The sequence below is a fragment of the Stenotrophomonas sp. FW305-C-20-S1 genome, from assembly GCF_058783335.1.
This window is the reverse complement of sequence record NZ_JBYTEK010000026.1, coordinates 45,097-59,647: the sequence shown is the minus strand read 5'-3', so window position 1 is coordinate 59,647 and position 14,551 is coordinate 45,097. Positions and strand designations below refer to the sequence as shown.

The following is a 14,551-nucleotide window of genomic DNA, read 5'->3' as shown; positions in this document are numbered from 1 at the left end:
GTGGGATGGCGGGGTGGGTCCGGTTGCGGGGGACGCCGTAAACCCGTCCTTGGGGGCTTGGCCGCGGCATCCATGCCGCGGACACCCCCGCAACCGGACCCACCCCGCCTTCGACAGTTTTCCGCGATCTGTCGAAATGGCAGGGCCTGCTCCTGGTGGGTGTCACCTTGGTCGACACGGTAGATCCACGCCATGCGTGGATGCTCTTCGTTCAATTGTCGAAATATTCGATTTCGTTGGAAATTCATCCACGCATGGCGTGGATCTACCACCGTCATCGGGAAACTGTCGAGGGCGGGGCGGTATGGGGCTTCAGGACCGTTGGCGCCATGGATGGCGCCATCGAGCCCCCATGGATGGGTTTACGGCGTGTCCTGCAGCCCCATACCGCCCCGCCCAACCCACAGAAAACCCAGAGCCGGCTGTTGCAGTTGCTCCGGCAGTTGCTCCGGCCGTTGCTCTGGCTTGAAGCAGGTGGAGGGTGCAACCCTGCCGCCCCCCTCCTGCGGTAGGGTGAGGCGATGCCGCGCTGCAGCTTGGCTACGCTGCTTATTTGATTACACTTGAAACTTGTTTGCCCACGACTCCGGACACCCACCATGAAGCTTGGTTCCTTGAAGGAAGGCGGCCGCGACGGCACCCTCATCGTCGTCTCGCGTGACCTGCGCCACGGCGTGCGCGCCACCGGCATCGCCGCCACCCTGCAGTTGGCCCTGGAGGACTGGAGCCATCTGGCCCCGCGTCTGAATGCGCTGTATGAGTCGCTCAATGCCGGTGACGCCGATGGCGTGTTCGACCTGGACCCGCAGGCCCTGGCCGCGCCGATGCCGCGCGCCTATGAATTCGTTGATGGCAGCGCCTACCTGCCACACGTCGAGCGCGTACGTCGCGCCCGCGGCGCCGAAGTGCCGGAGAGCTTCTACAGTGATCCGCTGATGTACCAGGCCACCAGCGCCGGTTTCCATGGCCCGCGCGATGCGGTCAAGGTGGTCAGCGAGGACTACGGCATCGACCTGGAAGCGGAGATCGTGGTGATCACCGACGACGTGCCGATGGCCGCCACCCCGGAGCAGGCCGCCGGCCACATCCAGCTGATCGGCCTGGTCAACGACGTCTCGCTGCGCAACCTGATCCCGGGCGAACTGGCCAAGGGCTTCGGCTTCCTGCAGTCCAAGCCGCGCTCGGCGTTGTCGCCGGTGTTCGTCACTCCCGATGAGCTGGGCGCTGCCTGGCAGGACAGCAAGGTGCACCTGCCGCTGCTGACCCACATCAACGGGACGTGGTTCGGTGCGCCGGAAGCGGGTGTCGACATGCAGTTCAACTTCGCCCAGTTGGTCGCGCACGCGGCGAAGACGCGGCCGCTCAGTGCCGGCACCATCGTCGGCTCGGGCACCATCGCCAACGAAGACACCAGCAAGGGTGCTTCGTGCTTCGCCGAACAGCGCGTGGTGGAAACCCTGCGCGACGGCAAGCCGAGCACGCCGTTCATGTCCTTCGGCGACGTGGTGCGCATCGAGATGCTCGATGCCGCCGGCAACAGCATCTTCGGTGCGATCGAGCAGCGCATCGAACAGGCGGCCAAGCCCTGAGCATGGAGGCGGCGATGGAGATTCCGGTCGACGACGGCATCGTGCTGTACACCTACTGGCGATCCAGCGCCGCCTACCGCGTGCGCATCGGCCTGGCCTTGAAAGGCGTGGCTTTCGAAGCACGACCGGTGCATCTGGTGCGCGATGGCGGCGAGCAGCACCATGACGCCTATCGCGGGCTCAACCCGCAGCAGCTGGTGCCCACGCTGCTGCATGACGGCCACGTGCTGACCCAGTCGCTGGCGATCCTGGAGTATCTGGAAGAGCGGTTCCCGCAGGTGCCGTTGCTGCCGGCCGATGCCGCTGGCCGCGCACGGGTGCGGGCGCTGGCGCAGCTGGTGGCCTGCGACATCCACCCGATCAACAACCTGCGGGTGATGCAGTACCTCGAGCGCGATCTGCAGCTTCCCGCCGATGCACGCACGCAGTGGACCCTGCACTGGATGGCCGAGGGCTTCGCGGCGATGGAAACGATGCTGGCCGACAGTGCTGACACCGGTACGTTCTGCCACGGTGACCGTCCGGGTCTGGCCGACATCTGCCTGTTGCCGCAGCTGTACAACGCCCATCGCTTCGGCCTGGACCTGGCGGCATACCCCACACTGCGCCGCATTGAAGCGGCCTGCCAGCAGCTGGATGCCTTCATCGCTGCACGCCCCGAAAACCAGGTCGACGCCGCCTGACGTCCCGCTGTGCTCGCCGGGCATGGCCTGGCGCTACCGGTCTCCGGCGCGCGGTAGCGCCGGGCCATGCCCGGTGGGCGCGGAATCGGCCGCCAGCAGTTGCCGCAGGTCATCGCGGAACAACCGGTAGGCGTCCTCGCGCCGCGTATCATCCTTCTGCCGCAGTACCCAGGCAGGATGCACGGTGGCGTATCCCCGGGTGCCATCCTCGAGCGTGAGCCAGCGGCCACGGTCGCGCGTCAGGTTGAAATCGCGACCGAATACGGACGAGGCCGCCGTGGCACCCAGACAGACGATCGCCTGCGGCTTCACCCGTGCGATCTCGCCCTGCAGCCACGGCCGGCAGGCATGCACATGGCGGCTCTCAGGGCGCTTATGCAGGCGCACCTTGCCTCGCCGCTCGTGATGGAAGTGCTTCACCGCGTTGGTCAGGTACAGGGCACTGCGTTCGATGCCCAGCTCCTGCAGCGCACGGTCCAGCAGCTTGCCCGCCGGCCCGGCGAAGGGGCGACCACTCAGGTCCTCGACATCACCGGGCTGTTCGCCCACCAGCATGATGCGTGCATCGGCACGACCGTCGCCGAACACGGTCTGGGTCGACGCTTCCCACAGCGGACACTGCCGACAGACGGCAGCCTGCTGGCGCAACGCCTGCAGGCTGCCATTGTCCGCACCGGCACCGGTTGCATCGTTCGGCCGTGCGGGAATACGTCGCTGCGGTGCCTGTGCCGGTCGATCATGCATCTCCTGCACGCGGCCGGCTGCGTCGCGCACAAGACCCGGCAACAGGTGCGCTTCGGGAAGATGCTTCCAGTAACGGGCGGGCATTTCCTGCTGCATCATCCGCGTGTTGAGCCGGGCCGGATTGAAGATGCTGGCGTAATAGGTCTGCCACAGCGTCTCACGGGCGTCTTCGGCGGGTGCATCGCGACGGCTGCCGCCATCACCGAATGAGAGCGCGCTGCCATCCCAGCGGACACTGCGCGCGGGTGTCAGGATCGCCCAGCGCATACCGGCAAAACGGCGGGCGAAAAACGGCGCGACCCGGTCGACGATGTTGTGGTCGGGTTCGAACCAGGCGATGAACGCGTCGGTCTCGCCGGGCACCTCCCGGAAGCGTACGAAGGCCTTCATCTTGTGCGTGTCGCGGCGCACCGCCTGCGCCATCGCCATCAACCGCAGCACATCGGCGTCGGCCGGATTGGACAGCACCGTGCGTTCGCCATGCGCGATGCGCCACAGCAGGCGGTACAGCAGCGGCAGGCGCTGCGGATCGCGATGGCACAGGCAGGTAGCGGCCAGTTCGACGAAGTCGCGCGGCACGTTCGGGACGGTGGCGCCGTCGGGCAGTGGCGCCTGCTGCACCGCCGGCGCGTCCAGCAGCGACGCTTCGCTGCCCGTGATCCAGTCCAGCTGTTCCGGCAGCACCCCGCGCAGCAAGGCCTCACGCGCCGCACCGCGCCAGGCATCCAGCGACCACGGCGGGTCTACGCGCAGCGACCAGCGCTGCAGCTCAGGCAGCGGGCGTGGCATCGAACAGCGAGCCCTGGCGGGGTGGTGGCGCCAGCTTCGCGCGCAGCGCCGCCGGATCATCCAGCGCACTGCGCGGATGGTGGTCGGCCAGCTGCACGAACGGCAGCAGTTTGCTCATCGGCGCCTTCAGTCGTGCAACGTCGGCCACCCGCAGGCGACCGTGGCGGCGTGCCATCAGCACGCGCTTGACGTTGCGCACTCCCAGGCCTGGCACCCGCAGCAGCAGCTCCTTCGGCGCAAGGTTCAGGTCAACCGGGAAGCGTTCGGGATGGCGGATCGCCCAGGCCATCTTCGGATCGATGTCCAGATCCAGCATGCCGCCCTGGGTGGTGTCGGTGATCTCCTCCACGCCGTAGCCGTAGAAACGCAGCAGCCAGTCGGCCTGGTACAGACGGTGCTCGCGCTGCAGCGGAGGTGGCTGCAGCGGCAGCTGGCGGCTCGCATCAGGAATCGGGCTGAAAGCGGAGTAGTACACCCGGCGCATGCGGTAGTTGCCGTAGAGGCTGTCGGCACTGGTCAGGATCTGCTGGTCGCTGGCACCGTCGGCGCCGACGATCATCTGCGTGCTCTGCCCGGCGGGTGCAAAGCGGGGAGGGCGAGGACGCGCGCCGCGGCTGGAAACCGGTGCGATCACTGCCGGCGCCTTGCGGGCCTCCTTGGCTTCTTCGATGCGCCAGCGCAGTTCACCCATCGCGCCGCGGATCGATGTGCTGGTCTTTTCCGGGGCGAGGGTGGCCAGGCCCGCCTCGGTGGGCAGTTCGACATTGATCGACAGGCGATCGGCGTAACGACCCGCAGCGGCCAGAAGTTCTGGCGATGCCTCGGGGATCGTCTTCAGGTGGATGTAGCCGGCGTATCGGTGCTCCTCGCGCAGCCGGCGTGCCACCTCCACCATGCGCTCCATCGTGTAGTCCGCGTTGCGGATGATGCCGCTGGAAAGAAACAGCCCTTCGATGTAATTGCGCTTGTAGAAGTCCAGGGTGAGCGTGACCACCTCGTCCACGCTGAAACGCGCGCGCGGCACGTTGCTGGACACCCGGTTCACGCAATAGGCGCAGTCGTACACGCAGAAGTTGGTCAGCAGGATCTTCAGCAGCGACACGCAGCGGCCATCGGGCGTGTAGCTGTGGCAGATGCCCATGCCCTCGGTACTGCCGATGCCGCCGGAGGCGCGCGAATCGCGCTTGCCCGCACCACTGGAGGCGCAGGAGGCATCGTACTTGGCGGCATCTGCAAGGATGGCCAGCTTGCGTATGGTTTCCATTGAAGAAACCTACGCACGAGGGGTCTCATTGGATGAGACCGCCCCTTAACTCTTCAGGATTCCGCCGGGCATGGACCGGCGCTGCCACCACGCGTCCGGTAGCGCCGGGCCATGCCTGGCGGGCGCGCCGTCAGAACCCGTGGGTAATGCTCGGCGCGCCGGCCGAGAAGTCCGCATACGGATCGTGCTCGCCGCTGCCGCCTTCTGACAGGCGGAACTTCAGCGCCAGGCCATCGCGCGAGTCGGCCGCGCGCAGTGCTTCTTCCTGATCGATGGTGCCGTTCTTGGCCAACCGGAACAGGCACTGGTCGAAGCTCTCCATGCCTTCTTCCAGCGAAGCCTCCATCGCCGCCTTGATCTCGTGTACCTGGCCGCGACGCAGCAGGTCGCGGATCATCGGCGTGTTGATCAGTACTTCGGTGGCCGGCAGGCGGCGCCCCTCCTTGTTCTTCACCAGGCGCTGGCTGATCACCGCACGCAGGTTCAGCGCCAGGTTCATCAGCACGTTCTTGTGCGCGCTTTCCGGGAAGAAGTTGAGGATGCGCTCGATGGTCTGGTCGGCGTTGTTGGAGTGCAGGGTGGCCAGGCACAGGTGCCCGGTTTCGGCGAAGGCGATCGCCGCCTCCATCGTTTCGGCATCCAGGATCTCGCCGATCAGGATCACGTCCGGCGCTTCACGCATCGCGTTCTTCAGCGCATTGTGGAAGGCATGGGTATCGAGCCCGACCTCGCGCTGGTTGACGATGGACATCTTGTGCTTGTGCAGGTACTCGATCGGGTCCTCGATGGTGAGGATGTGACCGGTGGTGGTGCTGTTGCGATGGTCGATCATCGACGCCAGCGAGGTGGACTTGCCCGACCCGGTGGACCCCACCACCAGCACCAGCCCACGCGGGGTCATGATGACGTCTTTCAGCACCTGCGGCAGGTTGAGCTCTTCGATGCTCGGAATCCGGCTGCGGATGGCGCGGATGACCATGCCCACTTCACCGCGCTGCTTGAACACGTTGACGCGGAAACGCCCGGCATCGGCCAGGGCGATGGCCATGTTGAGTTCCAGCTCGCGCTCGAACTGCGGCACCTGGCCCTCGTCCATCAGCGAGTAGGCGATCTTCTTCACCATTCCCGGCGGCAGGCCGGTATTGCCGAGCGGATACAGCTTGCCCTCGATCTTGATGTACACCGGCGCGCCGGTGGTCAAGAACATGTCCGAAGCGTTCTTTTCGGTCATCAGCTTCAGGAAGTAGCCGATATCCATTGCGAATTTTCCCCAACGAAACTGCCGGTGCCCGTTGCAAGCACGGTACCGGCTTGACGACAATGGCCGCGAACCGACAACCGGTACGGCCTCCCCAATGAAACGACTTAGCTTCGCACGAATGCGCCACAGCCTGTATGTGATGGCGTTTGCATTCGCACTCTCTGCTCCCGCCTGGGCGCAGGATGGCGCGTTGGAACTGGCCCAGGCCCGGCAGGCGGTGGACAAGGCCACCCAGGCCGACGCCGACCAGTACGCCCCGGACCTGATCGGGTTGGCCCGCCAAGGGCTGGAGCAGGCCCAGCGTGCCGCTGGCGACCGCCGCGAGCGCAAGAACGCACCGGCCCTGGCCCTGCGTGCCACCGTTGACGCCGATCTGGCCCGTGCCCGCAGCGAGGAAGCCACGGCGACCGCACAGCTGCAGCTGCGCCGCGACGAGGTCAACCAGCTGCAGCGCCAGTTGTCGACCGGGGAGGACCGCCGATGAAGACGATTTCCGCGCTGACCCTGGCTACGCTGCTGGCCCTGCCGACGCTGGCACTGGCGGCTGACAACCCGATGGTGGGCCAGCTGAGCCAGCGCCTGATGGCGATCCAGGCCAATCCGGACACCGCCGAACTGGGCGCCTTCGAGCGCATGCAGGCGCAGCAGGCCATCGCCACCCTGGAGAAGGCCAAGCGCCGTGACCAAGAGCTGGCCACCTACCTGGCCGAGCGCCGGGTCGAGATCGCCGAGACCGCCGTGCGGGCTGCGCTGGCCGCGCGCGAGGTCGACCGCCTGGAGCGCACCCGCGGCGATCTGCTGATCGAGGCCAGCCGCCGCGATGCCGCCCGCGCCCGCCAGGAGGCCGAACAGCTGCGCATGCAGGCGCAGATGCAGGCAGAAGAGGCCGAACGCCTGCGCCAGGCGGCCGAGGCCGAGACCCTGGCCCGCCAGGATGCCGAGAACGCCCTGACCAGCGTGGCCGGCAAGCAGCAGCAGCGCCTCAGCTCGGCCCAGCAGAACGCGGCCAAGCTGGCCCGTGAGGAAGCCGAGCTGGTGTCCGGGCAGAAACTGCCGGGCTCGAAGTTCGATGGCCGCGGCGAGGTCTTCACCTTTGCCGGTGACGCGTTTGCGGCCGGGGCCTCGAGCCTGTCCGGTGGCGCCCGCAACCAGGCCAAGGCCCTGGCCGAGTACGTGAACATCGGCAAGAAGGGCAGGATCCGCATCGAAGCCTATGACAGTGCCAATGGCGTCGGCCAGAAGCGCGCCGAGGCACTGCGCGACGCGCTGGTGTCGGCCGGTGTCGCCAGCAGCCGGATCCAGGTGGCTGGGAAGAAGGCCGCCTCCACCCGGGCCCGCTCGGCCGAGGTCGTCATCGCGCCGTAATTGATTGATATTGTTTGTTTTTCGTTGTGTTGAGTATTCAGCCTGAACCCCGCCTCGGCGGGGTTCGGTCTTTTTGCCGCAGGGGCTTGAACCCCGTCCAGAGCAAGCGTAGGGTCAATTGTCCGGGACGCAATAACGCGGACCGGACGATGGGAGGGCCGGGCCGATGCAAGCAGGGCGCGAACCGCAGCAGATCGAAGTGCGCAGGCCAGTGCCGCACGTCGTTGTGGGCACCCATGTGGGCATCGACCGGCACTCCTCCATGAACAACGCCCCGTGCCTTGCGGCCGGGGCGTTCGTGTATCTGTCGAAGGAGGTCCATCATGTTTGAAGATCAGCCCCAGAGCGAGATCGACGCCCGTCGCGCGCGCGATCCGGAGTTCCGGGCACTCCATGACCAGCACCGCAAGTTGAACAAGAAGTGCATGGATGCGGAGTTGGGTGTACTCCCGATCGATGATGTCACCCTGGGTCGAATGAAGCGCGAGAAGCTGCTGGCCAAGCAACGCCTTCTGCGAATGTACGAAACACCGCTCGCAACCTCGTCCCCCACGCATTGACGCACCCCCTGTCGTGCCCGGAATGGCATGACCTGGCCATCGATGGCCCTGCCAGGCTCTCCTGACCTGGCAACGCGGCGCCGCTGAACGCAGGCGTCGCGCCAAGGCACCACACGCGGTGGTGCCTTGGCCCCGCAGGCACGTCCCCCGATGCGGGCGGTACCGGTCTCCTCGTCGATCCGGGGCCGTCCGCATCCCCTTGGGCCGCCAGCCGAGCTGGTGGGTGCCGACCGTGGGTCAGCACGCCTCCCGCCGGGCATGGCCCGGCGCTACAGAAACGGCTCCTGACTTTCGTCGCCATCCGTCGGATAATCACCGGTCCGGCCCTGTGTGGCGCGAACCGAAGTCCCCCGAATGCCCATCCATTCTTCCGTCCTCGAACTCATCGGCCAGACCCCTATCGTCAAGGCCCAGCGCCTGGATGCTGGCGTCTGCGAGCTCTACCTGAAGCTCGAAAGCGCCAACCCGGGCGGATCGATCAAGGATCGCATCGGCTTGTCGATGATCGAAGCGGCAGAGAAGCGCGGCGACCTCAAGCCCGGCGCCACCCTGGTGGAAGGCACCGCCGGCAATACCGGCCTGGGCCTGGCGCTGGTGGCCCAGCAGAAGGGCTACAAGCTGATCCTGGTGGTCCCGGACAAGATGAGCCGGGAAAAGATCTTCAACCTGAAGGCGATGGGTGCCGAAGTGCGCCTGACCCGCTCGGACGTGGCCAAGGGCCACCCGGAGTACTACCAGGACCTGGCCAAGACCATCGCCGAGCAGACCCCGGGCGCCTACTTCGTCAACCAGTTCGGCAACCCGGACAACCCGGCCGCGCATGAATTCGGCACCGGCCCGGAGATCCTCGAGCAGATGGATGGCGATCTGGATGCCATCGTGTTCGGCTGCGGCAGCTCCGGCACCATGACCGGCCTCTCGCGCGCCTTCGCCACGCTGTCGCCGAAGACCGAGCTGGTGCTGGCCGACCCGGTCGGCTCCATCCTGGCCGAGTACATCAACGACGGCGTGCTCAACGACAAGTCGGGCAGCTGGCTGGTGGAAGGCATCGGCGAGGATTTCCTGCCCTCGATCTCCGATTTCAGCCGTGTGAAGAAGGCCTACGCCATCACCGACGCGGAGAGCTTCCATACCGCGCGTGAGCTGCTGGGCAAGGAAGGCATCCTCGGTGGCTCCTCGACCGGCACCCTGCTGGCGGCGGCGCTGAAGTACTGCAAGGAGCAGACCACGCCGAAGAAGGTGCTGGTGCTGGTCTGCGACACCGGCAACAAGTACCTGTCGAAGATGTACAACGACTACTGGATGCTGGACAACGGCTTCCTTGAGCGCCCGCAGCACGGCGACCTGCGCGACCTGATCCTGCGCCCGTACGGCCAGCGCGACACCGTCGTGATCGGCCCGAACGACCTGCTGACCACCGCCTATCAGCGCATGAAGCTGTATGACGTGTCGCAGCTGCCGGTGCTGGACGGTGACCAGCTGGTCGGCATCGTCGACGAAAGCGACGTGCTGCTGCACGTCTACGGCGACGAAGCACGCTTCCGTGACCCGGTGGCCACCGCGATGGTCAGCAAGCTGGATCGCCTGGATGTGAAATCGCCGATCGAGGCGCTGCTGCCGGTATTCGACCGCGGCCAGGTGGCCATCGTGATGGACGGTGACACCTTCCTCGGCCTGATCACCCGCATCGACCTGCTGAATTACCTGCGTCGGCGCGTTCAGTAAGGCGTTTATCGCCGCAGATCGCTGCTGAATCCCGGTTTATCCGCGTCAAAGCTCGTTAAGGCCGCGCTGATAGACTCCCGCTCCTTCGACGGCGCCGGTCATCGGCGCCAATCAGGAAACGACATGTCCAATGCTTCTTCCCCGGACCGCGCGCTGGCGCTGGCCACCCTGGCCATCCATGGCGGCCAGTCGCCCGACCCGAGCACCGGCGCGGTGATGCCGCCGATCTACGCCACCTCGACCTATGCGCAGTCCAGCCCGGGCGAGCACCAGGGCTTCGAGTATTCGCGTACCCACAACCCGACCCGCTTCGCCTACGAGCGTTGCGTGGCCTCGCTGGAAGGCGGCACCCGCGGCTTCGCCTTCGCCTCGGGCATGGCCGCCAGCTCCACCGTGATCGAGCTGCTGGATGCCGGCAGCCACGTGGTGGCGATGGACGACATCTATGGCGGCAGCTTCCGCCTGTTCGAGCGCGTGCGCCGCCGCACCGCTGCGCTGGACTTCAGCTTCGTCGACCTGACCGATCTGGCGGCCTTCGAAGCGGCAATCACCCCGAAGACCAAGATGGTGTGGATTGAAACCCCCACCAATCCGATGCTGAAGATCGTGGACATCGCCGCGGTCGCCGCCATCGCCAAGCGGCATGGCCTGATCGTAGTGGTCGACAACACCTTCGCCTCGCCGATGCTGCAGCGTCCGCTGGAGCTGGGCGCGGACCTGGTGCTGCATTCGGCCACCAAGTACCTCAACGGCCATTCGGACATGGTCGGTGGCATGGTCGTGGTCGGCGACAACGCCGAACTGGCCGAGCAGATGGCCTTCCTGCAGAACTCGGTGGGTGGCGTGCAGGGCCCGTTCGACAGCTTCCTCGCATTGCGTGGCCTGAAGACCCTGCCGCTGCGCATGAAGGCGCACTGCGCCAACGCGATGGCGCTTGCACAGTGGCTGGAAAAGCACCCGGCGGTGGAGAAGGTGATCTACCCGGGCCTGGCCTCGCACCCGCAGCATGAGCTGGCGGGCAAGCAGATGGCCGGCTACGGCGGCATCGTCTCGATCGTGCTGAAGGGTGGTTTCGAGGCGGCCAAGCGCTTCTGCGAGAAGACCGAACTGTTCACCCTGGCCGAGTCGCTGGGCGGGGTGGAAAGCCTGGTGAACCACCCGGCGGTGATGACCCATGCGTCGATCCCGGTGGCACGCCGCGAGCAGCTGGGCATCAGTGATGCACTGGTAAGGCTGAGCGTGGGTGTTGAGGACCTGGGGGATCTGCAGGTGGATCTTGAGCGGGCGCTGGAAGCAGGGAATCGCTGATCCATGCAGAAGCATGCCAATCTCCTGTTCCTGTTCCGCCAGCTGCTGGGGCGCGAGTTGGCAGCGCGGTATCGCACCACCGTGCTCGGTGTGTTGTGGCTGGTGTTGCAGCCGCTGCTGATGCTGAGCGTCTATACGTTGGTCTTCAGTGGCGTCTTCAAGGCCCGATGGGCTGGCGCCGAATCCACCGGTGATTTCGCGTTGATGTTGTTTGCCGGCCTCGTACCGTTCACGTTGTTGTCAGAAGTACTGATCACTGCGCCGGGCATCATCGCCGGTCAACCCAACTTCGTTAAGAAGGTGGTGTTCCCGCTTCCAGTCCTGTCAATGGTGAAGGTCGCGGCCGCGCTGACCACTTCGGGCATCGGCTTGGCCATTCTGCTGATTGTGTTGACCTGGCAGTCGGGTCCGCCATCTCCGTGGGCACTGGTCTCGCCGCTGATCCTTCTGGAAATGACCCCCATGCTGCTGGCCATCGCCTGGTCGCTGTCGGCATTGGGTGTTTACCTGCGCGACATCGGCCAGTTCGTCGGTATCCTCAGTAGTGTGCTGCTGTTCCTTAGTCCGATCTTCTTTCCGGCACATGCGATGCCGGAAGCTGCGAAGGGGCTGGTGTACTTCAATCCGCTGGTGACTCCAATCGAACAGTTGCGAGCGGTGACCTTGCAGAACACGGCCCCCGACCTGGCCGTGCTGCTGCCGCATTTCCTGCTGTCGATTGTGGCGGCAATGGTTGCCTACGCTCTATTCCGTCGCTTGTCGCGCGGTTTTTCGGACGTCCTATGAACAATACGCAGCCTGTCCCGACGCAGGGCAACGCCGATGCGGCCATCGAAGTGCGGGGCGTGACCAAGGATTACCCGGTCTACGCCAGCCCACGTGATCGCTTGCTTTCGCTGCTCAAACCTTCAGGTGACCGCGCCAGCCGGACGTTCCGCGCCTTGGACGGTGTCAACCTGGTGGTACCCAGAGGCGAAACCGTCGGCATCATCGGTCGCAATGGCGCCGGTAAATCCACCTTGCTGCAGATTCTGTGCGGCACCGTTCGTCCGACCTCCGGCACGGTCGCCATCCATGGCCGTTTTGCGGCCTTGCTCGAACTCGGTGCAGGATTCAATCCGGATTTCTCGGGTCGAGACAATGTCTACCTGAGTGCTTCCCTGCTTGGCTTGAGCCGCAAGGAAGTGGACGACAAGCTGGAGTCGATCATCGCCTTCGCCGACATCGGCGATTTCTTCGATCGGCCGGTCAAGACCTATTCCAGCGGCATGTACGTGCGCCTGGCATTCTCCGTGGCCATCCATACCGAGCCGGACGTGTTGATCATTGATGAAGCGCTGTCGGTGGGAGACATCCGCTTCCAGATGAAGTGCCTGGCAAGGATCGAGCAGATCCGCGCGCGGGGCGCCACGATTCTGTTCGTCTCCCATTCGTTGGAGCAGGTCAAGCGTTTCTGCCAGACAGCGCTGTGGCTGGAAGGTGGCAAGGTCAAGCTCCATGGTGAGGCGAGTTTTGTCGCCGACCGTTTCCGCGATTACGAGCTGGGGCGCGAACAGGCCAGCGAGGCGGCGACCGAGTCGTGCCGCACACCGCGTCCGGACAGCATCCCCGCGCATCTGGAGACGGTTGCGTTGAGCACTGACATGCTTGCGCCGTTCGAGCCGCTGAGCGTTGACATCAGCTATACGGTGGTCGACGAGGCAGTGCAGGGGCTGTTGCTGGGGGTGGCCATCAAGGGTATGGATGGCCTGCACATCTTCGGACCCAATACCTATCTCGAGCGCGTGCAGATCCCGACTTCACGCGGGTCTCATCGGGTTACCTACCACATCCCGTCGATGACCCTGCTCACCGGTACCTATCGTATCGATGTTGGCCTGTTCACCGACAAAGGGCTGGTATGCCTGGACTATCTGTCCGAAGCCAGCGTGTTCACCGTGGCCGCGCCGTATTTCAGTGAAGGCGTGGTCTATATCCCCCATGAGTGGAAGGTCCATGACGTCGACGCTTCTTGATATTCCGTTCGACCACTACCAGCGTTACGGTGCGGCCGCGTACCTGCTGAACGCTCTGGACCTGGCCGCACCGCGCGTTCTCGAGGTCGGTGCCAACCGCCAGCGATTGCTGGGTCAGTTCCTGCCGGAAGCTTCGTTCCTTTACACCGATCTGCACGCCGAAGGCGACGAGAAGGATTTCATTGTTGCCGACGCGACGGCCCTGCCGTTCCCGGACCAGGGTTTTGACGCGGTAGTCTCGCTGGACGTGCTCGAGCACATCCCTGCGCCACTGCGGGCACGTGCTGCCGCCGAAATGGCGCGCGTGGCCGGTCGGGCTGTCATCGTCGGATTCCCGCCGGAGCAGGCTTGGGTCAAGGACGCCGAGCTGGATGCGAACAACCGCTGGTTCGAGCTGTTCGGCGAGGATTACGTCTGGTTGCAGGAGCACAAGGAATTCGGCCTGGTCGATACTGCCGAGATCGTGGCCACATTCGAGGCCGCAGGCTTGACCGTGCTGCGTTTCGGTCAGGGCAATGCCGAGCTGTGGTCCAGCCTGATGGGGGCACATTTCATCAAGGTGAAGTTCCCCGAGCTGGAACCGCTGGTGAGCGCAGCCGATCGCCTGTACAACAGCCGCGTGTTCGCTGGCGACCATAGCGACCAGCCCTATCGCGAGTACTGCGTGGCACTGCGTCTTGACAGCGATGTCGATCGGTTGCGGGCGGACCCGCCCTTCCAGGCTGGGCAGGACGAAGAGGCCACCTCGCTGCTGAAGGGCTTGGCCCGTGGCCTGCGCGACCTCGCCGTGCGTACGCGCAATTCGGAAGCCGAATGGGAGTCGACCGCGCGCGCACTGGATGCCTACATCGTGGACCTGGACTCTGCCAAGCGCGAATGGGGCGGCACGGCCCGATATGCGCTGGAGCTGCAGGCGGCCAAGGACGCAGGCGATGCTGATTGGTTGGCGCGGCAGCAGCAATGGGAGCAGCGGGACCGGGAAGGCGCAGAGGAGCTGGCGCTGCTCAGGAAACGCAGCGAGGAGGAACTGGCACTGGCAAAGGAGCGCAACGAGCAGTTGATCGCGGAGGCATCAGCCATCGAGCAGCGTGCCGAGCAGGCCCGGCAGAAGAGCGCTGATGAGTTCGAATACCAGGCCGCCGCCTACGCGCGTTCGCGCAGGAAGTGGAAGGTCGCAATGCTGCTGGTAGGTATTGCTGGCGCCGCTGCTGGGATCCTGCTGGGCTGGGCGGTCCTTTGAGCCACTAC

General features: G+C 65.4%; 13 protein-coding genes and 1 pseudogene. 11 read left to right on the top strand and 3 right to left on the bottom strand.

Annotation, left to right across the window (positions count from 1 at the left end; genetic code table 11):
- Window positions 1-599 precede the first annotated feature (599 nt).
- Window positions 600-1,589 carry a fumarylacetoacetate hydrolase family protein gene (locus AC3WTC_RS14450; RefSeq protein ID WP_025878446.1) on the top strand — a complete coding sequence of 330 codons (990 nt, stop codon included), beginning with the start codon at window positions 600-602 and terminating at the stop codon, window positions 1,587-1,589.
- Window positions 1,590-1,603: 14 nt separating this feature from the next.
- A complete protein-coding gene (gene maiA, locus AC3WTC_RS14445) occupies window positions 1,604-2,272 on the top strand; it encodes a maleylacetoacetate isomerase (RefSeq protein WP_492711732.1) in 669 nt (222 codons plus the stop codon).
- Window positions 2,273-2,305: 33 nt separating this feature from the next.
- Here the strand turns inward: maiA and AC3WTC_RS14440 are convergent, their stop codons facing one another.
- The 3 genes from AC3WTC_RS14440 to AC3WTC_RS14430 form a co-directional block, all read right to left on the bottom strand.
- The gene (locus AC3WTC_RS14440) at window positions 2,306-3,805 is read right to left on the bottom strand and encodes a UdgX family uracil-DNA binding protein (protein WP_492711730.1); all 1,500 of its coding nucleotides are present in this window, start codon (window positions 3,803-3,805) and stop codon (window positions 2,306-2,308) included.
- Window positions 3,786-5,069: a putative DNA modification/repair radical SAM protein gene (locus AC3WTC_RS14435; protein ID WP_105163373.1), complete on the bottom strand. Its 1,284-nt coding sequence runs from the start codon at window positions 5,067-5,069 to the stop codon at window positions 3,786-3,788. Before AC3WTC_RS14435 ends, AC3WTC_RS14440 begins: the two co-directional genes overlap by 20 nt.
- 130 nt (window positions 5,070-5,199) lie before the next feature.
- On the bottom strand, window positions 5,200-6,327 hold the full coding sequence (locus AC3WTC_RS14430) for a PilT/PilU family type 4a pilus ATPase (RefSeq protein ID WP_025878450.1): 1,128 nt from the start codon (window positions 6,325-6,327) through the stop codon (window positions 5,200-5,202).
- Between the two features lie 121 nt (window positions 6,328-6,448).
- On the opposite strand from AC3WTC_RS14430, the gene AC3WTC_RS14425 reads away from it, so the two are divergent.
- The 9 genes and pseudogenes from AC3WTC_RS14425 (at window position 6,449) to AC3WTC_RS14385 (ending at window position 14,543) form a co-directional block, all read left to right on the top strand.
- Entirely contained in the window at window positions 6,449-6,814 is a 366-nt protein-coding gene (locus AC3WTC_RS14425) for a DUF4398 domain-containing protein (RefSeq protein ID WP_492711729.1), read from the top strand.
- Entirely contained in the window at window positions 6,811-7,695 is an 885-nt protein-coding gene (locus tag AC3WTC_RS14420) for an OmpA family protein (protein WP_025878452.1), read from the top strand. Before AC3WTC_RS14425 ends, AC3WTC_RS14420 begins: the two co-directional genes overlap by 4 nt.
- Window positions 7,696-8,018: 323 nt before the next feature.
- Window positions 8,019-8,255, top strand: coding sequence for an HP1242/YdcH family protein (locus AC3WTC_RS14415; RefSeq protein ID WP_025878453.1), 237 nt, complete (start codon window positions 8,019-8,021; stop codon window positions 8,253-8,255).
- A 354-nt stretch (window positions 8,256-8,609) separates the two neighbouring features.
- Entirely contained in the window at window positions 8,610-9,980 is a 1,371-nt protein-coding gene (locus AC3WTC_RS14410) for a pyridoxal-phosphate dependent enzyme (protein ID WP_025878454.1), read from the top strand.
- A 123-nt stretch (window positions 9,981-10,103) separates the two neighbouring features.
- Complete coding sequence (locus AC3WTC_RS14405) at window positions 10,104-11,288, top strand: cystathionine gamma-synthase (RefSeq protein ID WP_088101627.1); 1,185 nt, start codon at window positions 10,104-10,106, stop codon at window positions 11,286-11,288.
- 3 nt (window positions 11,289-11,291) lie between these two features.
- Window positions 11,292-12,074, top strand: a complete 783-nt coding sequence (locus tag AC3WTC_RS14400; RefSeq protein WP_080278351.1) for an ABC transporter permease — start codon at window positions 11,292-11,294, stop codon at window positions 12,072-12,074.
- On the top strand, window positions 12,071-13,303 hold the full coding sequence (locus AC3WTC_RS14395) for an ABC transporter ATP-binding protein (protein ID WP_248151403.1): 1,233 nt from the start codon (window positions 12,071-12,073) through the stop codon (window positions 13,301-13,303). Before AC3WTC_RS14400 ends, AC3WTC_RS14395 begins: the two co-directional genes overlap by 4 nt.
- A pseudogene (locus AC3WTC_RS14390) lies at window positions 13,269-13,550 on the top strand (class I SAM-dependent methyltransferase); the annotation flags it as partial. The gene AC3WTC_RS14395 and the pseudogene AC3WTC_RS14390, both read left to right, overlap by 35 nt.
- 48 nt (window positions 13,551-13,598) lie before the next feature.
- The gene (locus AC3WTC_RS14385; protein ID WP_241655255.1) at window positions 13,599-14,543 is read left to right on the top strand and encodes an SH3 domain-containing protein; all 945 of its coding nucleotides are present in this window, start codon (window positions 13,599-13,601) and stop codon (window positions 14,541-14,543) included.
- The last annotated feature ends 8 nt before the right edge of the window (window positions 14,544-14,551 follow it).